This is a genomic window from Microcoleus sp. B5-D4, from assembly GCF_036705145.1.
GTDB lineage: Bacteria > Cyanobacteriota > Cyanobacteriia > Cyanobacteriales > Microcoleaceae > Microcoleus.
This window is the reverse complement of sequence record NZ_JAUBTV010000058.1, coordinates 26148-48549: the sequence shown is the minus strand read 5'-3', so window position 1 is coordinate 48549 and position 22402 is coordinate 26148. Positions and strand designations below refer to the sequence as shown.

Annotated in this window: 23 protein-coding genes and 1 pseudogene; 15 read left to right on the top strand and 9 right to left on the bottom strand. The window is 44.6% G+C overall.

Translation table 11 applies throughout. The annotated features are described in order from the left end of the window. Nucleotides 1-256 precede the first annotated feature (256 nt). From QUB10_RS23325 to QUB10_RS23315, 3 genes are read right to left on the bottom strand one after another with little or no spacing between them, the layout of a single operon-like run. Nucleotides 257-481: a response regulator transcription factor gene (locus QUB10_RS23325; RefSeq protein WP_083888111.1), complete on the bottom strand. Its 225-nt coding sequence runs from the start codon at nt 479-481 to the stop codon at nt 257-259. A gap of 29 nt (nt 482-510) precedes the next feature. Continuing rightward, nucleotides 511-771 (bottom strand): hypothetical protein, encoded by a 261-nt coding sequence (locus QUB10_RS23320; protein WP_333205636.1) that lies wholly within the window; start codon nt 769-771, stop codon nt 511-513. A gap of 3 nt (nt 772-774) precedes the next feature. Next, a complete protein-coding gene (locus tag QUB10_RS23315) occupies nt 775-984 on the bottom strand; it encodes a hypothetical protein (RefSeq protein ID WP_333205635.1) in 210 nt (69 codons plus the stop codon). Between the two features lie 617 nt (nt 985-1601). On the opposite strand from QUB10_RS23315, the gene QUB10_RS23310 reads away from it, so the two are divergent. Then, nucleotides 1602-2321: a hypothetical protein gene (locus QUB10_RS23310; protein WP_333205634.1), complete on the top strand. Its 720-nt coding sequence runs from the start codon at nt 1602-1604 to the stop codon at nt 2319-2321. Nucleotides 2322-3096: 775 nt separating this feature from the next. Here the strand turns inward: QUB10_RS23310 and QUB10_RS23305 are convergent. The 3 genes from QUB10_RS23305 to recA all read right to left on the bottom strand — a co-directional run bounded on the left by QUB10_RS23305 (nt 3097) and on the right by recA (nt 5014). Beyond that, a complete protein-coding gene (locus QUB10_RS23305; RefSeq protein WP_333205633.1) occupies nt 3097-3363 on the bottom strand; it encodes a Txe/YoeB family addiction module toxin in 267 nt (88 codons plus the stop codon). Beyond that, nucleotides 3356-3610 carry a type II toxin-antitoxin system Phd/YefM family antitoxin gene (locus QUB10_RS23300; RefSeq protein ID WP_242720579.1) on the bottom strand — a complete coding sequence of 85 codons (255 nt, stop codon included), beginning with the start codon at nt 3608-3610 and terminating at the stop codon, nt 3356-3358. Before QUB10_RS23300 ends, QUB10_RS23305 begins: the two co-directional genes overlap by 8 nt. A 261-nt stretch (nt 3611-3871) precedes the next feature. Beyond that, entirely contained in the window at nt 3872-5014 is a 1143-nt protein-coding gene (recA, locus tag QUB10_RS23295; protein WP_333205632.1) for a recombinase RecA, read from the bottom strand. Nucleotides 5015-5259: 245 nt separating this feature from the next. On the opposite strand from recA, the gene QUB10_RS23290 reads away from it, so the two are divergent. The 6 genes and pseudogenes from QUB10_RS23290 (at nt 5260) to QUB10_RS23270 (ending at nt 10612) form a co-directional block, all read left to right on the top strand. Then, nucleotides 5260-5835: an IS607 family transposase gene (locus tag QUB10_RS23290; protein WP_333205631.1), complete on the top strand. Its 576-nt coding sequence runs from the start codon at nt 5260-5262 to the stop codon at nt 5833-5835. Next, a pseudogene (locus QUB10_RS34295) lies at nt 5813-5860 on the top strand (hypothetical protein); the annotation flags it as partial. The gene QUB10_RS23290 and the pseudogene QUB10_RS34295, both read left to right, overlap by 23 nt. A gap of 72 nt (nt 5861-5932) precedes the next feature. Further along, on the top strand, nt 5933-6697 hold the full coding sequence (locus QUB10_RS23285) for a transposase (RefSeq protein ID WP_333205630.1): 765 nt from the start codon (nt 5933-5935) through the stop codon (nt 6695-6697). 15 nt (nt 6698-6712) lie between these two features. Beyond that, nucleotides 6713-6916, top strand: a complete 204-nt coding sequence (locus QUB10_RS23280; RefSeq protein ID WP_333205637.1) for a zinc ribbon domain-containing protein — start codon at nt 6713-6715, stop codon at nt 6914-6916. 153 nt (nt 6917-7069) lie between these two features. Then, on the top strand, nt 7070-8686 hold the full coding sequence (locus QUB10_RS23275; protein ID WP_333205629.1) for a glycosyltransferase family 39 protein: 1617 nt from the start codon (nt 7070-7072) through the stop codon (nt 8684-8686). 402 nt (nt 8687-9088) lie between these two features. Beyond that, nucleotides 9089-10612, top strand: a complete 1524-nt coding sequence (locus tag QUB10_RS23270) for a peptide ligase PGM1-related protein (RefSeq protein ID WP_333143577.1) — start codon at nt 9089-9091, stop codon at nt 10610-10612. Nucleotides 10613-10716: 104 nt separating this feature from the next. On the opposite strand, the gene lepB is transcribed toward QUB10_RS23270, so the two are convergent. After that, nucleotides 10717-11325, bottom strand: coding sequence for a signal peptidase I (gene lepB, locus QUB10_RS23265; RefSeq protein WP_333143576.1), 609 nt, complete (start codon nt 11323-11325; stop codon nt 10717-10719). Between the two features lie 89 nt (nt 11326-11414). Here lepB and QUB10_RS23260 point away from each other — a divergent pair, with 89 nt between their 5' ends. Genes QUB10_RS23260 through QUB10_RS23250 form a run of 3 tightly spaced genes read left to right on the top strand, consistent with a single transcriptional unit; the run spans nt 11415 to nt 13466 of the window. Further along, nucleotides 11415-12737: a dihydroorotase gene (locus tag QUB10_RS23260; RefSeq protein WP_333143575.1), complete on the top strand. Its 1323-nt coding sequence runs from the start codon at nt 11415-11417 to the stop codon at nt 12735-12737. Nucleotides 12738-12797: 60 nt separating this feature from the next. Continuing rightward, complete coding sequence (locus QUB10_RS23255; protein ID WP_333143574.1) at nt 12798-13124, top strand: DUF433 domain-containing protein; 327 nt, start codon at nt 12798-12800, stop codon at nt 13122-13124. Between the two features lie 3 nt (nt 13125-13127). Next, nucleotides 13128-13466 carry a DUF5615 family PIN-like protein gene (locus QUB10_RS23250; protein ID WP_333143573.1) on the top strand — a complete coding sequence of 113 codons (339 nt, stop codon included), beginning with the start codon at nt 13128-13130 and terminating at the stop codon, nt 13464-13466. An 80-nt stretch (nt 13467-13546) separates the two neighbouring features. Here QUB10_RS23250 and tsaE read toward each other — a convergent pair whose 3' ends face one another. Together tsaE and QUB10_RS23240 are read right to left on the bottom strand one after the other, a co-directional pair. Then, entirely contained in the window at nt 13547-13996 is a 450-nt protein-coding gene (tsaE, locus tag QUB10_RS23245; protein ID WP_333143572.1) for a tRNA (adenosine(37)-N6)-threonylcarbamoyltransferase complex ATPase subunit type 1 TsaE, read from the bottom strand. A 148-nt stretch (nt 13997-14144) separates the two neighbouring features. Then, the gene (locus tag QUB10_RS23240) at nt 14145-15545 is read right to left on the bottom strand and encodes a gluconeogenesis factor YvcK family protein (RefSeq protein WP_333205628.1); all 1401 of its coding nucleotides are present in this window, start codon (nt 15543-15545) and stop codon (nt 14145-14147) included. A gap of 164 nt (nt 15546-15709) precedes the next feature. On the opposite strand from QUB10_RS23240, the gene QUB10_RS23235 reads away from it, so the two are divergent. The 5 genes from QUB10_RS23235 to QUB10_RS23215 all read left to right on the top strand — a co-directional run bounded on the left by QUB10_RS23235 (nt 15710) and on the right by QUB10_RS23215 (nt 22347). After that, complete coding sequence (locus QUB10_RS23235; protein ID WP_333056232.1) at nt 15710-16492, top strand: ATP-binding cassette domain-containing protein; 783 nt, start codon at nt 15710-15712, stop codon at nt 16490-16492. Nucleotides 16493-16585: 93 nt separating this feature from the next. Then, on the top strand, nt 16586-18076 hold the full coding sequence (locus tag QUB10_RS23230; RefSeq protein WP_333205627.1) for an MlaD family protein: 1491 nt from the start codon (nt 16586-16588) through the stop codon (nt 18074-18076). A 144-nt stretch (nt 18077-18220) separates the two neighbouring features. Further along, nucleotides 18221-18976 carry a Uma2 family endonuclease gene (locus tag QUB10_RS23225; protein WP_333205626.1) on the top strand — a complete coding sequence of 252 codons (756 nt, stop codon included), beginning with the start codon at nt 18221-18223 and terminating at the stop codon, nt 18974-18976. A gap of 479 nt (nt 18977-19455) precedes the next feature. Next, complete coding sequence (locus tag QUB10_RS23220; RefSeq protein ID WP_333205625.1) at nt 19456-19872, top strand: tetratricopeptide repeat protein; 417 nt, start codon at nt 19456-19458, stop codon at nt 19870-19872. A gap of 99 nt (nt 19873-19971) precedes the next feature. Continuing rightward, the gene (locus tag QUB10_RS23215; RefSeq protein ID WP_333205624.1) at nt 19972-22347 is read left to right on the top strand and encodes an FkbM family methyltransferase; all 2376 of its coding nucleotides are present in this window, start codon (nt 19972-19974) and stop codon (nt 22345-22347) included. Nucleotides 22348-22402: the final 55 nt, after the last annotated feature.

Sequence of the window (22402 nt, the reverse complement as noted above, 5' to 3'; positions counted from 1 at the left end):
CGTCCCGCCCGTCCTTTTTGGACGGGCGGGACGCCCATCCCACTTTCAAGAGTGGAAGTTATTTAATTCTCATTCCTTATTGATCAATACGCTTGGGTTAAAACTGTTTATTCCGGGCGAGATCCCTTGCAGCATCCCCCTTAAGAAAGGGGACTGTGAGTAAGTTCTTGTTCCCCCCGACCTAGGGGCGGTGCCAAGAGTGCCCGCCCTAGGCGCCGTGGGGATCGGGCTTAACTGAAGCGTATTGACTTATTGATCAGTCCCAGAGCAAATTTTCTTGGATCAGTAGTGCAATCATCGCAGTTCTGGAACAAACACCGAGTTTGATAAAAATCCGCCTCACGTAAGTAGCAACCGTCCAGTGACTGATATTTAAATTTTTGGCAATACATTTGTTGGGCAGCCCTTGGGCTACTAATTGCGCGATCGCTCTTTCCCGTGGACTCAGGCTAATTTCCGGTTTGTAACTTGTGCTTTGCATACTTTTGCAATGAGGTAACGAGTTAAAATCTAATCAATTAAGGGTAGAATTCCGAGTTCTTCTCGAACTTCAGATAAAGGAGTTTCCCAATCAGATGCAACGTCCCAATTAATTAACCGAGTGGCTAATTTTCCATGTTTTAAGCCTTTGATAATTTGTCCGATCGCGCATTGGCCGCCGATCAGTCCAACTAACACTAAAATCGCACAAGAAGGACGAAATACTTGAGCGCGAGTAAACGCTTGAAGTATAAATTCATCTTCTGTTGAAGCTGAAAGACCCGTCAGCACCGGTTAAACGTCGTGGTTTCGCTGAATCCAGTCTCCCGATGCGATCGGCTCAAAGCCTTGTTCGTCTAGAAACCGCGCCACTGAGCACCCTAATGTTCCTGCTGGCAGTTGGCGCAATTTTGCCAAGTCTATATCAAAATGTCGATCGCTCTCAATTTGAGGATTAATTGTTTGAGCAATCTTTAATATAACTTCTAATTGACCGTCAGCCATAATTTATTCTCCCTTCAACAATGATTTAAGTTTCGAGCAAATTAATTTGTGTTGGTCAAGTTCATTTTTGCGCTGAATCAAGACGACTTTTTTTACCGACTCAGCTTAGAAATCGTACTTTCTGTCAAACCAATCGGCTATCAGGAGCTTTTACATTTCTTTACAAGCATTCTTAGATTTGAAATCTGCTACCTGTAAAAATCGCCCTAGTTTTTCTAATCGCAACTTGACCCACCGGGAAGTACCCGTAAAATCCACAGTATTTAGCGGTGATTGGAACTCCCTTACTTACGTATATAAATTTATTCTGCCGCTAATTATTGGAACCTGCAATGAGTCAGAAGTTGAAGCTTGCAGGCCTCGTGATGCAGGTGCATACAAGTGAAGAGAGTTGAAGTAAGGTGAAGTAAGGTGAAGTTATGCAGAGTTGATGTTTAGGAATTACGCAGTAGTGCCAATCCCCCGTGGTTGCCCAATTTGTAGTGGCAATCATGGGGGGTTGCCCGTATGTCGTTAGAATGTCGCTCAAATGAGTGACACTCATTTGAGCGACTGGTCAAATATCTTCACCAACAGCTACAAATAAAGTAGAGATCCATATCATACAAGGTGGTGCTATGAAAAAGCTTTACATTTTGTTATCCACAGGAGTGGTGTCATTGATGTGGTGCGCTGCTGCTAGCGCTACCACTTATGTTAATCCTAACGGTAAAACTACTTTAAACTTGTCAGAAAAAGGGAACAATCGCAGAGGTTTTTACTTGACGAAAGTAGGTAATCGGGAATTTTTGGGCAATATTCAAATTACCCGTTCCGAAGGAGCCGCAGGCTCTTACTATAACAATGGGACTTTCAAAGACAGTGCCATCGGCCCTGGCCGAAAAATTGTTTGTTCTGGAGATATTGCCATTGTCAGGCGTCAAGTTGGAAGAAGCAGCCAATTGGGAGCCGAAGTTACTTGGAAGGTGAAAGCAGGAGAAAATTGTCCTTCTATTGGCCAGACATTTAAAGTAAATTTAGTCGAAGCTTTACCGCGTCCTAATGTAAGTGGCGACTATACTTCTAGCAACTCTAATACTTGGTTGACTGAAACTGCGGGTTCTGCAACTTGGCCTGCTTGGCGAGTCACGTCGCGAGATGGACAACTCAACTGCCGCAAGACGCCAAACGGAGCAATTCAACAAGTTTACCGCGCGGATAGAGATACAATTGCTGCTGAGCTGAGGGGAGTAAATGCGATTACGATGTCGAACGGTCAACCCTGGTTGCGGACAAGACAAAACTGTTATGTGCGCGCTAATTCTCAATACTTTCAGCCAGTTTCTATGCCTCAATAAGTGCTCGTAAATGGGGAGCATCTCAATGAAAGCAGCCAAGCCCAAAATTGGAGTTTTGAGGCAATAGGCAGAAGGAAGGAGCCAGAAGAAGTATTTTTACAAATATGAGATGCTCCCAGTTCTGCTGTCAGAGCCACGCGGCTTACCCAAAGACATGAATCCAGTTTACAAAGAGTATTTTGAAAACAATTCTGTTGGGATAAGCTGTTGTGGATTTAAATTGTATGTCAAAAAACAATAAAACTCTTGTGGGGAGTAGGGGTTGGGCGTTCCGCCCGCATCGAATATGCAATTTAAATAAAAAGTCCGCGTTATTTTGTGGCTTCACTACTAAACAATCGCTCACTGCATAACAATTGCCCTGCCAAGGAGTACCCTCTCATCCCTGTTTATCCTGCAAAACTTACATAGGGTGACAAAAATTCTGCTCGCCCGTTAAATAGAAACTCGCTATCGTCATTAAATTAAAATTAAACTGCTCAAAGAATCGCCGACTTTTCTGTTAAACAAAAACGCCGCACCATAGCTAATACCAATTTCATAAAGTAGCGCTAGATATTACCCCCCCAACCCCCCCTCCCGCGGGGGGGCTAAGACTTCATCCATAGCACATCTTTAGAAAAATGGTATAAGGATCGCGAATTAAATAACTTACAATTTTAATTGTTATTGTGGGATGGGCGTCCCGCCCGTCCAAAAAAGACGGGCGGGACGCCCATACCACAAACTTGTGGAAGTTATTTAATTCTCATTCCTAAGCAGGCTAAGGAGGATGTCAATCAGAATAGTGGTATCGACAAGAGATAATAGTTAGAGACTCGTCATCCACAGCATAAACTAATCGATTCGTATCATCAATTCGCCGCGACCAAAAACCAGCCAGAGTCTCCCTCAGTGGTTCTGGCTTTCCGATCCCCTCAAACGGCAATCGGATTGTTGCCTCAATTAGCTTGTTAATTCGTTTTAACGTTTTCTTGTCTTGCCCTTGCCAATATAAATAATCGCCCCAAGCCTCATCCGTCCATGCTAACTTTCTAGTCATCCAACAAATTTCGCTCTACCACTTTCCCCTGCTTAAACTGAGCAATAGAACGCTCCAAATGGGCAGCATTGGCGGGAGATTTGAGTAAATGAACTGTTTCCAGCAAACTATTAAAGAACTCTAGCGACATCACCACCGCATCCTCCGCATCCCGTCTCGTGATGATGGTATAGTCCGTATCTTCCACTACTCTGTCTAAAACAGCCTTGAGGTTATTTCTCGCTTCGCTAAAAGAAACAATATTCATGTACTTGACACTTGTACTACTTACTGTACAAGTATAGCAATCGGCAATATATTCGGCAATCCCGAACTCATATCATGTCGGGTCAATTTACTGGTTCTATGGCTGGAGCCTGGGAACTGATACCTAGAGGAAGAGCCTCGTGAGCGAAAATTAAATTCGAGGCTCTAGGTAGCTGTTGAGTGTTAGTTTCGCTCCAGCCTGGTAACGAGTAAACAACCAGTAAACAACCAGTAAAGGAGTAATAATTGAGGACTAAAAAACTTAGATTTCTTCGTCCAAACCATCTACATCATCTACATCATCTACATCATCTACATCATCTACATCATCTACATCATCATCATCTACCTCAATAGGAGCGACAGAATTAGCAGAAACCAGAGCACCAGTCTCAAGTTTCTTTTTAACTAGCTCCTCAATTTCATTTTTGAAATCGATGTTTTTTTCCATGTGCTGGATCACTTTGTCTCGTCCTTGAGCTATGTTCTCTCCGTTGTAGCTATACCAAGAACCTTTTTTCAGAATTACTCCCATTTCGTCGGCCAAGTCAGTCAGACAGCCTAAAGTAGAAATGCCTTTGCCAAATACAATGTCAAATTCGGCAATACGGAAAGGCGGAGCAACTTTATTTTTAGCAACTTTAACTTTCGTGCGGTTGCCGTATTCTTCTGTACCTTTTTTCAAGCTTTGAATGCGCCGAATGTCGAGCCGCACGCTGGCGTAGAATTTGAGTGCGTTGCCGCCGGTTGTTGTTTCCGGGTTGCCGTAAGTTATGCCGATTTTCTGCCGCAATTGGTTGAGGAAGATGACGGTACAGCCAGATTTGCCGATGTTGCCGGTGATTTTCCGTAAAGCTTGACTCATCAAGCGGGCTTGCAAACCCATGTGGGAGTCGCCCATGTCGCCTTCGATTTCGGCGCGGGGGACGAGGGCGGCTACGGAGTCAATTACTACGATATCGACGGCGACGGAACGGACGAGTTGATCGACTATTTCTAGGGCCATTTCGCCGGTATCCGGCTGGGAAACTAAGAGATTTTCAATATCGACGCCTAAAGCTGAGGCGTAGGTGGGATCGAGGGCGTGTTCGGCATCGACGAAGGCTGCGATACCGCCGGATTTTTGGACTTCGGCGATCGCGTGGAGGGCGAGAGTGGTTTTACCGGAACTTTCCGGGCCGTAAATTTCAATGACTCGGCCTTTTGGCAAACCGCCGCCCAAAGCAATGTCCAGTGTCAGGGCTCCGGTGGGAATGGTTTCTACCCTCATGCGAGTGGAGTCTCCCAATCGGACGATCGCCCCTTTGCCAAAGCTGCGCTCGATTTGGGAGAGTACGGAAGTTAGAGCTTTTTGCTTTTCTGAGTTTTCAGTGGAAGTTTTTATAGACGCTTCTTTTTTTGCCATTTGCGGTACGCGGGTAGACCCCTTGCGGAGCTTGTTGATTAACTGTACAACACGTATGTTAGCAGTTATTTTTAGGGTCTGGAGGTTCTGGGAGGATCTGGTGGAAGATTCTTGATTTTGGGGGTGGTTCAGCCTGAGCCAGCTTTTTGAACGCTCTGATATATAAAGTATTCCGCATCCGGCAGAGGGTTGATGCACCGTAAATAATTTGCTTATTTTCATTTATATATGCTACTATCTGCTACATGGCATACGTACCACTCAGAAAAGCAGTCAAATTTCTGGGTTTGCATCCACACACCTTAAGAAAATATGCAGACGAAGGGAAGATTAAAAGCATCAAAAACGAGGCAGGGCAAAGACTCTACGATGTCGAGTCCTACCAGCGCGGTGCAACTAGAACTACCATTGTTTGCTACTGCCGAGTTAGTTCAACCAAACAGCGAGACGAGCTCGCAAGACAAGTTGAATTTATGCAGCAGCAGTACCCAGACGCCGACATCATCCAAGACATCGGCTCAGGAATCAATTTCAAAAGGAAAGGACTGCAAGCCTTATTGGTCAGATTTATGCGCGGCGAACAGCTCACGGTTGTTGTTGCCTGTCGCGACAGATTGTGCCGATTCGGGTTTGAGCTATTCGAGTTCATGGCAGAACAAAACGGTGGAAAAATCGTGGTTCTTGACCGAACTGTTTACAGCCCTGAAACCGAACTCACAAGCGATCTTCTTGCCATCCTTCACGTCTTCAGTTGCAGAATGCACTCCCTGCGAAGTTACAGCAAGAAAATCAAGGAAGATCCGGCTATTCCTAAATCCTGAACAAAAAGCGCTAATCAAGCAGTGGTTTGGTGTAAGTCGTTTTGTTTACAACACGACTATCAAATACCTGCAAGAGCCAGGAACAAAAGCGAATTGGATGACAATCAAAACCGGAATACTAAACAGTTTGCCAGAATGGGCAAAGCCTGTACCTTTCCAAATCAAATCAATTGCCATCAAAGATGCTTATTTGGCAGTTAAAGCAGCTCAAAAGGGATTTAGTAAAAACGGTCAAATCCGTCAGAGCAAATTTCGGAGCAAACAAGACACTAAGCAGTCTATTTATGTGCCGAAATCGGCTATTAAAGACTGCGGTGTCTATCACTCAATTTTAGGCAAATGTCAGCTCAAAGAATCCTTGCCTGCAATTTTTAGTGATGGCCGACTGACGCTGGCTTATGGCGAATATTACCTAATATTTTCTGAAGAAGTGCAACAAGTTAAGACCGATAAACAAGGTCGGCTGGTTGCCTTAGATCCCGGTGTCCGCACGTTCATGACATTTTTCTCCGAAGATTCCTATGGTTGGCTAGGAAATGATTCTAATTTGTACATTCAGAAATTATGTTTCCGGCTGGACAAATTGGTATCAAAGATTTCGGGCGCTTCTAGTCAGCAGAAAAGAAGATTCAAGAAAGCAGCTAGTAGGCTTCGCTGCCAAATCAAGAATTTGGTCAAAGAGTTACATCATAAAACAGCTAAATTCTTAGTTGATAATTTTGATGTGATTCTGTTGCCCACATTCGAGACTTCTCAAATGGTGTCTAAGTCCCGCCGTAAATTAAGAAACAAAACGGTGAGACAAATGTTAACCCTAAGTCATTACGACTTTAAAACTTTCCTGAAGTGGAAAGCTTGGTAAAATTCAAAACTTGTAATTGATTGCAGCGAAGCGTATACGTCAAAGACTGTTTCATGGACGGGCGAAATTGTCCAAAATCTAGGTGGTGCTAAAACTATTAAGTCTCAAGCCACTGGGTTGAAAATGGATCGGGATCTAAATGGTGCTCGTGGGATTTTCCTTCGGGCATTGGTTGATACACCTTTATTAAGAGATTCTCTTAATTTATACATTTGTTAGCATTTGTTAGCAAAAAAGTATCGGTAGAATTATTGTCTGTTGAGGGATGTAGTAGGTATCGATCGCTCCTTGAGTGAGGTTTAAGATGGGCTACAGTTCCAAATTCCGTGAAGCGTAGCTATCCGGGAGGGAATCGCCACAATTAGGACAAGCATGGGATCTACAACACATCAAGACACATCTGTTAATACCAAAAATTCCCGCTGGCTGAGGAACTTATTAGCGATCGGCATTTTACTTGGTATCGGATTTCGGTTTTTTGAGATCGATCGCAAACTGTACTGGCACGACGAAGCTTACACATCAATCCGCGCCGCTGGTTTCACACGCCAAGAAATCGACGACGAACTATTTCAAAACCGGATTTTTCCCGCACCAGAATTACAAAAATATCAGCGGATTAAACCGGGAAGTACAGAAGCAGACACAATTCGTTCTTTAGCACTAGAAGACCCGCAGCATCCGCCTTTATACTTTCTCATGGCTCGTTGGTGGATGCAGCAATTTGGGAGTTCTCTAACAGCATGGCGCAGTTTGCCAGCACTATTGAGTTTGCTGTCGCTGCCTTTGATGTACGCTTTAGCTCAGGAACTTTTCGCCTCGAATTTGGTGGCGTTATTAGCAACAGCACTTTTGGCTTTATCGCCCTTTGACATATTGTTTGCTCAGACAGCAAGGCAGTATAGTTTGCTAACAGCCACAGTTATTGGCAGCAGTTGGCTGCTGCTGAGAGCAGTGCGGTTGCGGGGTTGGCAAAATTGGGTATTTTACTCGCTGGCGATCGCCCTTGGTTTCTACACTCACCCTTTCTTCAGTTTAACACTCATCGGACACGGAGTTTTTATAATTTATTACTGGTTGTTTATCAAAAAAACTAAATTGCGAGGTCATGTAACTAATTCCCAATTCTTTTTAGCAGTAACAGCCGCTTTAATATTGTATCTTCCGTGGATTTACGTGCTGGCAACCAACCTGGGACGAGCATCAGCTACGACAGATTGGACGCGAGTATCTCCGGGTTGGCTGTATCTTGTTAAATTATGGACGCTCAGCTTTACAGCATTATTTTTTGACTTCGACTTAGGCTTTGATAATATCTGGACTTATTTGCTGAGATTGCCATTTTTGCTGTTAATTGCTGCTGCCATTTACCAAATCTGCCGCCGCACTAGCAGTTCAACTTGGCTGTTTATTTTAACATCAATTTTTGTACCTTTTTTGATCTTGGCGTTACCGGATCTAATCCTAGGCGGCAAACGTTCGGCCGTCAGCCGCTATCTGATTTCCTGCTTTCCGGGAGTGCAGCTAGCAGTTGCTTACTTGCTCGCAAGTAACGTGAAAACTCAGCAGCGGTTTTGGCAAGTCATTTTAGCCCTGGTATTTACAGCAAGTGTAGCATCCTGTACGGTCAGCGCTTTTTCTGATACTTGGTGGAGCAAAGACTTGAGCTATTTTAATGCTGAAGTTGCGAAAATTATTAACAAAGAGGCGATAGCTAACCGATCGATTAAAGATACAATTGTAATTAGCGATCGCGGCAACGATTTTACGAACATGGGAGATTTGCTGTCTCTGAGTTATTTGCTCGACAAAGACGTGCGGCTGATGCTGATGAGCCAGTCGCCAGATATGGAGATGCTGAACAAATATTCGGCTCCTCTGGTATTCCGCCCTTCGGAAAAATTGATCTCGGCACTCAAGCAAAATCAACGCCGCTTAGAGCCAATTTTGCAGTATGCCAGACTTTTTCGAGCGCGGCGAGCTTCTTAAACCAATTCCCAAAAGTAGTGATAGTGATACAGATAGATTGTACGCGAGCATTTGTAGGGATACCGCACCGTGCCGTCTCCGACGCTGTAGGGATAGGGCATTGCTCAAGGAGTGTCAACTTAAAGCTGAAAGCCCTGAGAAATCTCGTTTTTACGCTAAGTATAGATCCCCCTAAATCCCCCTTAAGAAGGGGAGTAGGGGTTGACTTTGAGCCATTTCCGGTTCCCCCCTTCTTAAGGGGGGCTAGGGGGGATCTAGGCTTAATAGTCAAACCGGAGTCTCTGACTGGGTTTAACGTGTTTATTGACACGAAGAAGGACACGGTGCAGTGTCCGTACTTATCTGGGCTGACACACCCGACATCATCAGCAATAATTATTTGAATACTTAGGATAAAAAGCAATGCAAGAGTTAAATAATTCATCTTCCGAATCCGCCCAGAAGTTTCGCAATCTTCAGACAGAATTACGCGAACGTTGGCGAGCAGTCGAAGAATTCGACGGCGGAGATTGTGACATTATTATCATTCCTTCTGTCAGCTTAGATCAGCAAGAAATGCAGAAAGTTGAGGGTGTTTACCACTACGAAGAGCGGCATTTATTTTCATTGATTCGCCTGCGAAATCCCCGCACGCGCTTAATTTACATTACCTCGGAGCCATTGCACCCGATGATTGTGGATTATTACCTGCAATTGCTGCCGGGAATTCCATTTTCTCACGCGCGCGATCGGCTTTTGCTGTTCAGTGCTTACGATGCTTCCGCCAAATCCCTCACCCAGAAAATTTTAGACCGTCCCCGCTTGATGGAGCGCATTCGTCAAGCAGTGCGGCCGACAAAATCTTATATGGTTTGTTATAACTCCACGCCCTTAGAACGCGAGTTATCTGTTAAATTGGGGATTCCTTTGTGGGCCAGCGATCCCGATCTGTTATACTGGGGAACAAAAAGCGGCAGCCGGCAAATTTTTAAAGAATGTGGCGTGCCTTATCCTGACGGTTCTGAGTTGGTTTTTAATGCGGAAGATTTAGCGGAAGCTGCGGGCGCGTTGTGGGAACGGCAGCCACATTTGCAGCGGATCGTAATTAAGTTAAATGAAGGTTTTTCGGGGGAAGGGAATGCAATTTTAGATCTGAAGTCCCTCGCAGGTAAAGCGCCTACAGAAAGAGCGAAGGCAATTGGCGATAGCTTCCATAATTTGCGCTTTCAAGCAACGGGCGAAACCTGGGAAAATTTTAGCAGCCGCATTCCCGAATTAGGGGCAATTGCCGAAGCATTTATCGAAGGAGAAGAAAAGTTCTCGCCCAGCGTTCAAGGCAGAATTGTCCCCAGCGGCGAAGTAGAAATTCTCTCAACCCACGACCAAATTTTAGGAGGCCCAGACGGTCAAATTTTCTTAGGTTGCCGATTTCCTGCCGACGAATCTTATCGAATAGCGTTGCAGGAATTGGGATGGAAAGTAGGGCAAAACTTAGCTAAAAAAGGGGCTTTAGAGAGATTTGGAGTAGATTTTCTCGCTGTAAAGCAATCCGATGGGAAATGGGAGCTTCAAGCAATAGAAATTAACTTACGTAAAGGAGGCACAACTCATCCGTTTATGGCTTTGAAGCTGTTAACAAACGGTCGGTACGATCGTACTACCGGATTATTTTACAGCCAGCAGGGCCGTCCGAAATATTATGTCGCTTCGGACAATTTGAAAAAAGAGCGCTATCGGGGATTATTACCGAACGATTTGATGGATATTATTGCTGACAATCAACTGCACTTTGACAGCGGTACTGAGACGGGCAGTGTGTTTCATTTAATGGGTTGTTTGTCGGAGTTTGGCAAATTGGGAGTGACGAGTATCGGCAATTCGCAGCAAGAAGCTGAGGAGAGGTATAACAAAGTTGTGAAAGTTCTCGATCGCGAAACCTCATACTAAATCTCATTTAACCATTAATTATTTGGTCGTGGAAAATGGCTAATAAGTAATTGGTACTTTAAACTGACAACCGCAGATTTTAATCTGCGGGTTGCGGGTTGTAGCTAATTTTTAGCGGGATAAAGGGGCGTGGGGTCGATCGACCCTGTGCGGTTGAGTGGCCAAAAACGCACAATTGCCCTACCGATGATATTTTGCTTGGGTACAAAGCCCCAGTAATGACTGTCACAGCTTGCGTTGCGGTTGTCGCCGAGCACCAAGTAAGAATTTTGAGCTACAACTACAGGCCCGTAGGGATACTGCGGAATTTCTTCAATATATTTTTCCTGTAGCGGCTGCTTGTTAATAAAAACTTTTCCCTCTCTGACTTCCACACTGTCCCCCGGCAGTCCGATCACTCGCTTGATATAGGCATCTTTGATCGGTGGTGGCTGTCCCGTGCACAAACTAGCCTGGTCAGGAGGCATAAATACGATAATATCTCCTCGCTGGGGCTCTTGGAATCGATAGCTTACCTTATCTATGATTAATCGATCGTTAATTTGCAAGGTTGGGAGCATCGAGCCGGTCGGAATGTAGCGTGCTTCGGCAACCAGGGTGCGGATACCAAAGGCTAAAAATGCTGCTAAGCCGATCGTCTTAATTCCTTCGATCCAAGGATTTTCGGTGTCTTGCGGAGGTTTTTCGTCGGCTGACTTGTCTAGACGAGTCATAGGGTATTGTAGTGACTGAGCTGGATACGAATTATAAACTTAATAATGCTTCCATGCTAGCACGCTGTTTACTGAATTAAGGATATCTTATGACTACCCAATCAAGTTTGTTAATCCGTCGCGCTCGCATTCTTTTGCCCAACGGTGAGTTTTTGGTAGGAGATGTGCAAATCTGCGATCGCAAAATTGTCCAAGTTGCTGCGGAAATTGTCGAATCTGGCGATCGAGAAATAGATGCGAAAGGCTTAACTCTGTTGCCCGGAGTAATTGATCCCCAGGTACACTTCCGGGAACCGGGTTTAGAACACAAGGAAGACTTATTTACCGCTAGCTGTGCTTGCGCTAAAGGCGGCGTGACATCGTTTCTGGAAATGCCGAATACGCGACCTCTGACCACAACCCAAGCTGCCTTAGATGATAAACTAAGTCGCGCTGCCGAGAAGTGTTTGGTCAATTACGGCTTTTTTATTGGGGCTACTCCTGAGATTTTACCCGATTTGTTGGATGCCAATCCGACTCCGGGAATTAAGGTGTTTATGGGTTCGATGCACGGGGACTTATTGATGGATGATGCAGCAAATTTAGAGGTAATTTTTGCGAAGGGCGATCGACTAATTGCGGTACACGCAGAAGACCAAGCTAGAATCAACCAGCGTCGTCAAGAATTTGCTGGTATTACCGATATTGCAGTTCACTCGCAAATTCAAGACAATCAAGCAGCTTTATTGGCAACTCAACTAGCAGTAAAACTTTCTAATAAATATCAGCGCCGACTGCATATTCTGCACCTATCGACAGGAGAAGAAGCTGAGTTTTTGCGCCAGGAAAAACCGAGTTGGGTAACGGCAGAAGTAACGCCGCAGCATTTGTTGTTAAATACCAGCGCCTATCAAAAAATTGGCAGTTTAGCTCAGATGAATCCGCCTTTGCGCGAGCCCCGCGATAACGAAATACTTTGGCAAGCTTTACTAGACGGCGTAATTGATTTTATCGCCACCGACCATGCGCCACATACATTAGCAGAAAAAGCTCAAGATTATCCGAATACGCCGTCTGGAATGCCCGGTGTCGAAACTTCTTTGCCTTTGATGCTGACCCAAGCAGTAGAGGGAAGATGTACAGTGGCACAAGTTGCTAATTGGATGTCGGCGGCAGTTGCTAAGGCTTATAAGATTCCGAAAAAAGGGCAAATTGCACCGGGTTTTGATGCAGATTTAGTCTTAGTTGATTTGGAGAAATACCGCCCGGTAGTCGGCGCAGAGATGGCGAGTAAGTGCGGCTGGAGTTCCTTTGAAGGATGGAATTTGACTGGATGGCCAGTTGTGACTGTTGTTGGAGGAAAAGTTGTTTTTGAAAATGGTAAATTGGATACAAATGTGAGGGGAGAAGCCTTGACATTTGACGCTGAGTAAGCATGAATTTAACTCAAATGTTATAATTGGGTATTCCCGCTCGCAAAGGCGATTTTACCCATGCTTCTCGAAGAACTAGAAACACAACTCCTGGCCTTAACTCCGACTGAGAAAGCTGAAGCCATACGGCTTTTAACCCAAAGTTTAAACAATAGCTGGCCAGGAATTACCAAAACTCCCGACGTGTGTGGCGGCGATGCTTGCATTGCCAAAACTCGCATCCCAGTTTGGCTGCTTGAAAGTTTTCGCCGTGAAGGTTCAAGCGATGCTGAACTTCTACAATTTTATCCCCATCTCCGCGCGGCAGATCTAGTCAATGTTTGGACTTATGCTGATGCACATCTGGAGGAAATCGAAGAAGCAATCTGCAAGAATGAGGAAGCCTGAGTCATGCTGAATTTGTATGCAGACGAACAATTTCCTTTGCCCGTTGTGCAATTGCTGCGCGCTTTTGGTCACAATATCCTGACTGTTCAGGAAGCAGGAAAAGCAGGACTTGGGATTCCAGATCCAGAGGTGCTAGCATTTGCTATAAGCAAAGATAGAGCTGTTTTGACATTAAATCGGTTTGATTTTATCGGGCTGCACAACCGACAGCCAGACCACTCTGGTATTATTGTTTGTACCAAAAATCGGAATGTAGAAATGTTGGCAACACGCATCAATGATGCTATTGCTGGTGAAGAAAGTTTGAGAGGCAAATTGATTCGTGTCAACCGTCCGCAGTAAGTACGCGCTGAGATGTTACACCATTCTCTCTTAACAGGCTGAGTGAGAATGGTGCAACATCTAAATTCGATCGCCCTGTCTCACTTTTCCCATTGCCCATCCAATAACTCGCCATTACCAATTACTTCAATTTGCCGCCCGTTATCTAGATAACTCAAAGAAATTTGCAAATAATTTTCTGGTTTGTACTGCAATCTTTCCGCCCATTCGATCGCCACAATTCCCAAATCCCTTTCTAATCCGTCCCAATAACTTTCTAAGTGCAAAGCCTCGGCTTCTTGGGGTTCTAGTCGATACAAATCTAGATGATACAGCGGAATTCGTCCTCCAAAATACTCGTTAATCAGCGTAAAAGTAGGACTTTCGATCGAGTCGGAGATTCCTAAACCTTCAGCGATACCTTGAACCAAGGTAGTTTTGCCTGCACCTAAATCTCCTTGTAATAAGATTACAGTGCCGGGGGGGAGCGATCGACCTAACGCAAAACCAAACTTGCGCGTAGCTTCAGCATCTGGAAGAGAAAGTATCATTTTAGTTATTTGTTATCTGTTATTAGTCATTTGTTATTTGTTATTTGTTACTCGTTTGGATCGGCCAATAACCAATAGCCAATAACATGAGTGAACAGTCAACTGTCAACTGTCAACTGTCAACTGTCAACTGTCAACTGTCAGCAGCTTAAATGTTTTGCGCGCGGCCGTACCAACGCAGCAACATCCCCGCCAACCTTTGCGAATTGTGGCGAATTAAACCCGTATTTTTATCTTCATCCATGACATTTGCGATGACAATTCGCCGCCCCAATTGCGTTACGGCTTCTCGATCGAGTACAACCGGATAAGAATCCTCCTGAGAATAGCGAATCAAAGCCTTTGCAGAAGGGACTTTTCCTTGAACTACTACAGCATCGAACAGCGGCCTGCCGCAAGCGCGGTCGATCGCCCGAATGTGGTCTGCAACACTGTATCCGTCAGTTTCCCCCGGCTGAGTCATAATATTGCAAACATAAATGCGCGGAACTTCGCTGTTGGCGATCGCATCAGCAATTTCCGGCACCAACAAATTCGGAATGACACTCGTATAAAGACTCCCCGGCCCAATAATGATAAAATCCGCTTCCCGAAGTGCTTGGGCTACCTTGGGCAACGCCGGAGGATTAGCAGGAGTGCAGCCAATTTTGATGATTTGGCCGTTAGCTTTTGTAATACTGGACTCCCCCTCAATCCTGCGGCCGTCAGCCAGTTCTGCCCACAAAGAAACGTCGCTCAGAGTAGCCGGCAGCACTTCTCCCCTCACTGCTAAAACTTTAGAACTCGCGGCGATCGCCTGTTCCAAATCTCCAGCAATATCGCTCATCGCCGTCAAAAACAAATTCCCAAAACTGTGACCCACCAAACCGTCACCAGCCCGGAAACGATATTGAAATAACTCAGTCAATAACTTTTCCTCATCTGCCAAAGCAGCCAAACAATTGCGAATGTCTCCCGGCGGCAATACCCCAATTTCCCGCCGCAGTCGCCCGGAAGACCCCCCATCATCCGCCACCGTGACAATAGCAGTGATTTTGGCGCTGTAATCCTTCAATCCCCTGAGCAAGTTAGAAAGGCCCGTACCGCCCCCTATTGCCACAATTTTTGGGCCGCGGTGCAAGCGACGGTGGTTGAGGAGTCGATCGACCAGTTCCTCGTTGCCTTCGGGCATCAGCACTTGGGTAATAGAGTTCAAACTGCGAGTTTGTCCCCACAGAATTAATAAAATCCCGCCAGCAATGATGATCGGGCCCGACACGTAATTGGGAATAACTTCCGCAATCCACGCCAAAAAATTTCTCAATAATTGCAATAAGAAGAAAATGGGAGTCATCCCAGTCCAAATCGCTAAACCCAAAGTGGCAAGTACCACGCCGCTGGCACTAATCAGCAGCCACCGTTTCACTAACAGTCCGGGGGCTAACCACTTAAACCACTGGTGAACTCGCCCGTTCCGCAAAGAAGGGGGGTAAGGATTTCTGGATTGGGCAAAAACCTGCTTGGCTTTAGCCAAGACACGGAGGGCTTTAGGAAGTGAACTAATTGACATGGTTAATTAGTCTTAAGGGTATTGGAACAGCTCGATCTGACAAATTTACAATACAAGAGAGTTTTGATTCTGGCAGTCAATTTAAGTAATTAGTGATTAGTCATGAGTCATGAGTCATTAGGTAGACTGATGACTGATGACTGATAACTTATTGATAACATCCTATGGCTGAGCCACTAATCGAACTCAAGGGGGTAAGTAAGTCCTTCGGCCAGAACCAGATCCTCGATCGAGTCGATCTGAGGATTTATCGGGGAGAGGCCCTGGCAATTATTGGCCCTTCCGGGACGGGGAAATCTACGATTCTGCGGATAATTGCGGGTTTGTTGGCCCCGGATGCCGGTGAGGTTTTTGTTCAGGGACAGCGCAGGGTGGGATGGGTGGACGACGTGGCAGATCCGATCGGAATTGGGATGGTGTTTCAGCAAGCGGCTTTGTTTGATTCGCTGACGGTGGAGGAGAATGTCGGTTTTTTACTTTACCAGCATTCTAAGCTGCCGCGCCGCCGCATTCGGGAATTGGTGGAGGAAAAGTTGGAGATGGTGGGTTTGCCGCGAATTGGCGAACGCTATCCGGCGCAGTTGTCTGGGGGAATGAGGAAGCGGGTAAGTTTTGCCCGCGCTATCATGGCGAATCCTGATAATGACAGGGATAATCCAGAGGTTTTGCTGTACGACGAACCGACGGCGGGTTTAGATCCGATCGCTTCGACGGTAATTGAAGATTTAATCCGCGACTTGCAGGCGGCCCAAGGTGTTTGCAGCACTTATGCGATCGTCACTCACCAAGACAGTACCATCCGCCGCACTGCCGATCGTATCGTGTTTCTGTATCGAGGCAAAGTGCAGTGGGAGGGAACTGTCAATGACATTGCATCGACAGATAATTTACTGATCAGACAATTTTTTAGCGGCAGTGTTACTGGGCCAATTCAAGCGCTTGGATAGTCAGCCAATTTTAGATTTTAGATTTTAGATTTTAGATTGAAATGACCGATGATGAATGACTAATAACCAATGACCAATGACTAAGGAGGTAATATGCGATCGCGAACTGTAAGAGAAGGTTCTGTCGGGTTCTTAATTTTAGTAGGAATCGGTTTATTTGGCGGCTTAGTGCTCTGGCTGCGGGGCGTGCAGCTAGGGAACCGCAGCTACAAATTCGCCGTAGAATTTGCCAGCGCCCAAGGAATGCAAATAGGCACGCCCATCAGGTATCGTGGGGTTGCAGTCGGTAAAATTACCGCCCTCCAACCGGGTTCCAACGGCGTAGACGTGACGCTGGAGATTGCCCCCGGCACTTTAGTGATTCCCAGGGATGTTACGATCGAAGCGAATAAATCGGGTTTAATTGGCGAATCGTCGATCGACATTACCCCCAACTCGATTTTGCCAGAATCATTACTTACCGCCAATCCCGTTAGTGCCAACTGTCCCCCGGAGATTATCTGCCAAAATTCGCGATTAAAAGGTCAAGCTGGAGTCACTATCGACGAACTAATTAAATCCACAGTCCGCCTAGCTAATTTCTACACTGACCCCGCCCTGTTTAACAATCTTAAATCTCTGACCGAGAATACAGCCAACACAGCTAAAGGTGCAGCTAAACTCACTCAAGATTTATCGACTTTAACTAAAACTGCCCAAGCGGAAATAAAAAATTTAAATCAATCTGTAAGGGGAGACATTGGGAGCTTAAATCAATCTGTCAAAACCGAAATAGCAAGTTTAAATCAATCCTTAAAGGGGGAAGCCAGCAGTTTAAATCAATCATTAAAGGGAGAAGCAAGCACCTTAAATCAATCGATCAAGACGGAAATATCAGCCGCCGCCGCTGATGTTTCTAAAGTAGCAGCTACGGCGGACACTTCCACAAAAGCCGTATCTGCCGCTGTAATAACTTCTGCTAATTCAGTAACTCAAGCAGCCAATCAAGTTACATTAACAGCCAACCAACTCAATTCTTTAGTAGCAACCAACCGCGCCAGTTTAGTCTCAACTCTGAATAACATCAATCAAAGCAGTCAGGAACTGCGGGTAGCTGTCAGCAGTTTGAGTCCGACAATTAATCGCATCAACCAAGGACAATTGCTGAACAATTTAGAAGTTTTATCAGCCAATGCTGCCCAAGCTTCTGGTAGTTTGCGAGATTTATCCAGCCAGGTAAACAATCCCGCCACTTTGCTATTATTGCAGCAAACTCTAGATTCTGCACGAGCTACATTTCAAAACGTGCAGAAAATTACTTCCGACGTGGATGATTTGACAGGAGATCCGGCTTTCCGCAACAACATTCGTAGGTTGTTAAACGGATTGGGAGGCTTATTGGGTTCGACAGAACAACTGCGACAGCAAGTTAAAGTGACTCAAACATTAGCTCCCCTTTCTGAGAAAGTAAATGCGAGCAAAACTGCCAGAAATCAATCAGTAGAGCCGGGATTTCCCAGCTTGCAAAAACAGCCAAAATTGCCTGTTATACCTTCTCAAACTGCAAGATCAGCAGAACCAGTGGCTCCCGAAAATACTCCTTAAAACAGGGTATCATTGAATAACCGCAATTATTGCAAGATTCGCGAGTTGCTTTAGTTACTAAGGTGCGGCTTTCGCAGCCGGCATTAAAGTTATTGTCCAAATCCTATTAAGAAAAAACTCTTTCTATCGCAACCAGGAAAACCCATGACGCAAACATTATCGAAACCGGGCGCAACCAAAACCAAGTATACTATAACTTGGGAAAAATTGCCCGACGACTTTAAATTACCCGACGAGCCTGTGGAAAACATCGACCAACCACTTTTAGCCGCGGCCCTCCGAGAAGCCTTGGATCTCGCAGGATTTATCCTAGCTTCAATGCTAATAGCTTCCAATTTTGGACTGTGTGCCAAAGTCAATGACAAAACAGTAGTAAAAGCACCAGATTGGGTGTACGTTCCCTCGGTATTGCCAGCAGAACCAGGAGAAGTTCGTCGCAGTTATACGCCTAATGCTGAGGGAGAAGTCCCCGCAGTAGTAATGGAATTTTTATCGGATACTGACGGCAGTGAATATTCAAATAAACCCACATATCCTTACGGGAAATGGCGGTTTTATGAGCGAATTTTGCAAGTACCAATTTATGTAGTTTTTGAACCGAAATCAGGAGTATTGGAAGTGTACAGACTCTCGACATCGGGAGAATATGAATTGCAAGAACCGGATGCTAATCAGCGATTCTGGATAGAATCAATGGGTTTATTTCTAGGGGTTTGGGAAGGTGAAAAATCTCAGAGAACGGGTTATTGGTTGCGCTGGTGGGATGAGAATGGCAATTTGCTGCTGTGGGGTGCCGAACGGGTGGAACAGGAACGCCAGCGCGCCGAAGAGGAACGCCAGAGGGCCGATCGACTAATGGCATACTTGAGAAGCCAAGGCATGGATCCTGATGGTATTTGAAGGTGTGAAAGGTCGATCAACCTTTCGGCCCTTAATCCAATCCCATTTTGATTGCACAATCGAGTCAGCAAGGGCGTTTGAGATTAAAAATAACCACAATTAAGGAGCGATCTGCAGGACTGCAACAACATTAGAAGAAAAATTAGATCGGCTTTCTGATGAATTAGCCTCAGCACTAGAAGCGGAACGCCAGCGTACTCCTGAACTCACATCTTTGCTACCGCGTTACCGAGCTCGGTTTGGCGAAATGCCAGAGAGTAACGGCTAAAAAGTAAGGGTGCGATCGCCCTTCATCGATCTCGATCGCCCGCGTGTTATTCTCACCTAAATGTCCTTGACAAATATGAGATTTTGTGAACGGCTATAATTGGTTCCAAATTTTAAATGGCGAAGGGCGATCGTTTTGCGATCGAACTTGGGCAATCTAGAGATAGGTGCGAGTGCGAGTGCCTGGAAAACAGCGAGGCCAAGAGTTAGCAATGGAAAGTACACAGAAAAAATCTAGCCCTCGTCCAGTTAATAAGGGCGATCGAATTAAGCAGATTTTTGCGTTAGTATCAATGGTTGGCTTTGGTGGTTCCGCAATTTTTGGTATGGTGAGTCTGTTCGGCAGCGCTTTGAGCAGCCAGCACCAACAAAAACAGGCGACTGCTGCTGTTTCTCAGGAATCTTTGCTGGCGGCGCAGGAACGGGGATATGAGACGGTTTTGCAGCGGGAACCGCAGAATCAGACGGCTCTGGAGGGATTGGCAAATGTGCGGTTGCAGATGAATAATAAGGTGGGGGCGATCGAGCCTTTGGAGAAGTTGGTGAAGCTAAATCCCAGGCGATCGGATTATAAGGTATTGTTGGGGCAGGCGAAGGGGAAGAAGTCGCGGAAAGGGGGGGAGTTCTGATGTATCTTCTCCATTGGCTTCTCTGCAATCTCCCCTACCATCGCAATATCTACCCATATCATCGTTAATTATCATTTTATTTTATCTCAAGGTTATAGCATGGCAATTTTCGTTCCGAGCCTAAAGAAAAGCGGACATTTAGATAATATTCACGTAACAGTATGCCTCGTTGGCTCTCGTAAGATCGCAGACAAAGATGACTATGGGAGTCAGGGGTGGGATATTTTTGCACCTAATCTTACTATCTATGGATTCGATGCTGATGAAGCTGCTTGTCATGAGGCTAACGCCACTATAGAAGCTCGAAAAATAAATTGGACTGAAAAACATATTCCACTAGCCCTGGGAAATTCTGTAGGAACATCCACAATTTATCTTACTAAACACCCAGGTTGCAGTTCACTATATCCTCCCAGCGATTTCTATATTGAGCGGTTTGTCGGAAATTCTCAGCTAATTGAGCTAGTTTCTACTGTGGAAGTTGAGATAACAACTTTAGATTCTTTTTGCCAATCAGAAGCAGTTAACGAGATTGATTTTATACAACTAGACGTTCAGGGGGCAGAGCTTCTGGTTTTAAAAGGAGCTTCTAGTATTTTAAAAAGTAGCACTCTAGCGATTGTAACAGAAGTAGAGTTTACAGAAATATACAAGGGTCAACCTTTGTTTGGGGATGTAGATGTGTACCTGAGAGAACAAGGATTTACACTTTTTGATTTATGTAATATACATCGTGACAGTCGCCGAATGCCTGTAGTGTCACCGGACCACTATGGAGCCTTAGTCTGGTCTGATGCTTTTTATTTTCGGGATCTGATTCGGCAAGACTTGAATACAGAATTAAAGACACCTGAGAAAATACTAAAATTAGCTTGTATCGCTGATGTTATGAACTTTCCTGACTATGCTCTGGAACTTCTAGCGTATTTGACCCTGCAATATGGCGACGATATAAGATATAACTTGGCTGACAATATTATAGAGAGCTTAGCGGAAATTCCCGATCTAGTTAAGGTGGGACTAAGTTCATTGCCTATTATTGCTAAAATTAGAAATTACAGCAGCGGTTACAGTGCCAAGTGTGTGTTAAACGATCAAAGTAATTGGCAACAAAAAGGTAATTCATGCTTGTTTTTAGGAGACTATTCTCAAGCAGCGAGTATTTATGAGCAAGCTATAGAAGCTGAACCAAACATTAAATCCCACTATTGGCATTTGGGGTTGATGCTGCTTTTGCAAGACCAAGAAGCCGAAGCTCTAACAGTCTGGTTCACAGGTATACTTGATGACAATGCCGAACAAATGGAAGAATGCACATCTGAACTAATAGGAGTTATACAAACAGAAGCACAGCGCCGAGAAAGAGTCACCGACTATGCTGTTGCTCGCCTACTCCGGCAACACATCCGGGAAATAGATCCAACCGACCTAAATAATTTGTTAAAGATTGTCGCTCTTTCTATTAATATGAAGAGTTTTACAAATCAAGACCTAATATCCTTGGGAATTGTTGAGTTGTTGCGCTCGGAGTTGTACCCCGTTAATTCCGATTTACTATTACAAGTTCTTCAAAGCATTTTAGATTGTGTACCCTACGAACAATCTACCCTGGAATTTGCAACAGCTTGTCAGCGTTATGCCTCCGATTCTCAAGCATTTGTTAAGGTATTGATGCTAGCGAACCCTAAAATCCCAGATACCCAAAATGTAGACGCTCCCACTCAGAAATATTCATATTTAGAGGAAGAAACTCTTATTGATAAATATTTAAACCAATTAAATATAGAACACAAATACTGTGTCGATATAGCTGCTAGTGATGGGATAACTATGTCAAACACTTATTTTTTATACAAGCAAGGATGGAGTGGGTTAGCAGTAGAATATGATAGCCAACTATTTACAAAATTAGCACTTAAGTATACTGAATTTGAAAAAGTAAACTTAAGTAAGTGCATGGTCACACCTGAAAACGTAGTTTCTCTTATGAAAACACATCAAGTCCCAGAAAACTTTAGTTTTCTCAATCTTGATATAGATGGTTATGATTATTTTGTATTAGACAAAATACTTAGTTCATTTAGACCTTTGTTGATTACCGTAGAAATAAATGAAAAGATCCCACCACCTCTAAAGTTTACTGTTAACTATAGCCCCAATTATGTTTGGAATAACGATCACTTTTTTGGTCAAAGTATTTCACAGTTAAATATTCTGTGCCAACAGTATAACTATGCTATCGTAGAGTTACATTATAATAATGCTTTCTTGATTCCTCAAGAAATCAGTCCAGTAACTTCACTTACACCAGAGGAAGCCTACAGAAGGGGGTATCTCGATAAACCCGACCGGAAAAATAAATTTCCGTGGAATACTGATCTAGAGCAAGTTCACAATTTATCTCCTCAAGAAGCCTTGATTTATATCACTAACTTTTTTTCTAAATATGAAGGACAATTTACCTGCTACATATAATTTTAGTAATTAGGCGTTTAATGAAAACAATTTAAAGTTTTAAGTGGTCAGATGC

Bases quoted from the DNA above. Each gene is read 5' to 3' on its own strand.
- QUB10_RS23325 (WP_083888111.1), bottom strand. From the start codon at position 481: ATGCAAAGCACAAGTTACAAACCGGAAATTAGCCTGAGTCCACGGGAA.
- QUB10_RS23315 (WP_333205635.1), bottom strand. From the start codon at position 984: ATGGCTGACGGTCAATTAGAAGTTATATTAAAGATTGCTCAAACAATT.
- QUB10_RS23310 (WP_333205634.1), top strand. From the start codon at position 1,602: ATGAAAAAGCTTTACATTTTGTTATCCACAGGAGTGGTGTCATTGATG.
- QUB10_RS23305 (WP_333205633.1), bottom strand. From the start codon at position 3,363: ATGACTAGAAAGTTAGCATGGACGGATGAGGCTTGGGGCGATTATTTA.
- QUB10_RS23300 (WP_242720579.1), bottom strand. From the start codon at position 3,610: ATGAATATTGTTTCTTTTAGCGAAGCGAGAAATAACCTCAAGGCTGTT.
- recA (WP_333205632.1), bottom strand. From the start codon at position 5,014: ATGGCAAAAAAAGAAGCGTCTATAAAAACTTCCACTGAAAACTCAGAA.
- QUB10_RS23290 (WP_333205631.1), top strand. From the start codon at position 5,260: ATGGCATACGTACCACTCAGAAAAGCAGTCAAATTTCTGGGTTTGCAT.
- QUB10_RS23285 (WP_333205630.1), top strand. From the start codon at position 5,933: ATGACAATCAAAACCGGAATACTAAACAGTTTGCCAGAATGGGCAAAG.
- QUB10_RS23275 (WP_333205629.1), top strand. From the start codon at position 7,070: ATGGGATCTACAACACATCAAGACACATCTGTTAATACCAAAAATTCC.
- QUB10_RS23270 (WP_333143577.1), top strand. From the start codon at position 9,089: ATGCAAGAGTTAAATAATTCATCTTCCGAATCCGCCCAGAAGTTTCGC.
- lepB (WP_333143576.1), bottom strand. From the start codon at position 11,325: ATGACTCGTCTAGACAAGTCAGCCGACGAAAAACCTCCGCAAGACACC.
- QUB10_RS23260 (WP_333143575.1), top strand. From the start codon at position 11,415: ATGACTACCCAATCAAGTTTGTTAATCCGTCGCGCTCGCATTCTTTTG.
- QUB10_RS23255 (WP_333143574.1), top strand. From the start codon at position 12,798: ATGCTTCTCGAAGAACTAGAAACACAACTCCTGGCCTTAACTCCGACT.
- QUB10_RS23250 (WP_333143573.1), top strand. From the start codon at position 13,128: ATGCTGAATTTGTATGCAGACGAACAATTTCCTTTGCCCGTTGTGCAA.
- tsaE (WP_333143572.1), bottom strand. From the start codon at position 13,996: ATGATACTTTCTCTTCCAGATGCTGAAGCTACGCGCAAGTTTGGTTTT.
- QUB10_RS23240 (WP_333205628.1), bottom strand. From the start codon at position 15,545: ATGTCAATTAGTTCACTTCCTAAAGCCCTCCGTGTCTTGGCTAAAGCC.
- QUB10_RS23235 (WP_333056232.1), top strand. From the start codon at position 15,710: ATGGCTGAGCCACTAATCGAACTCAAGGGGGTAAGTAAGTCCTTCGGC.
- QUB10_RS23230 (WP_333205627.1), top strand. From the start codon at position 16,586: ATGCGATCGCGAACTGTAAGAGAAGGTTCTGTCGGGTTCTTAATTTTA.
- QUB10_RS23225 (WP_333205626.1), top strand. From the start codon at position 18,221: ATGACGCAAACATTATCGAAACCGGGCGCAACCAAAACCAAGTATACT.
- QUB10_RS23220 (WP_333205625.1), top strand. From the start codon at position 19,456: ATGGAAAGTACACAGAAAAAATCTAGCCCTCGTCCAGTTAATAAGGGC.
- QUB10_RS23215 (WP_333205624.1), top strand. From the start codon at position 19,972: ATGGCAATTTTCGTTCCGAGCCTAAAGAAAAGCGGACATTTAGATAAT.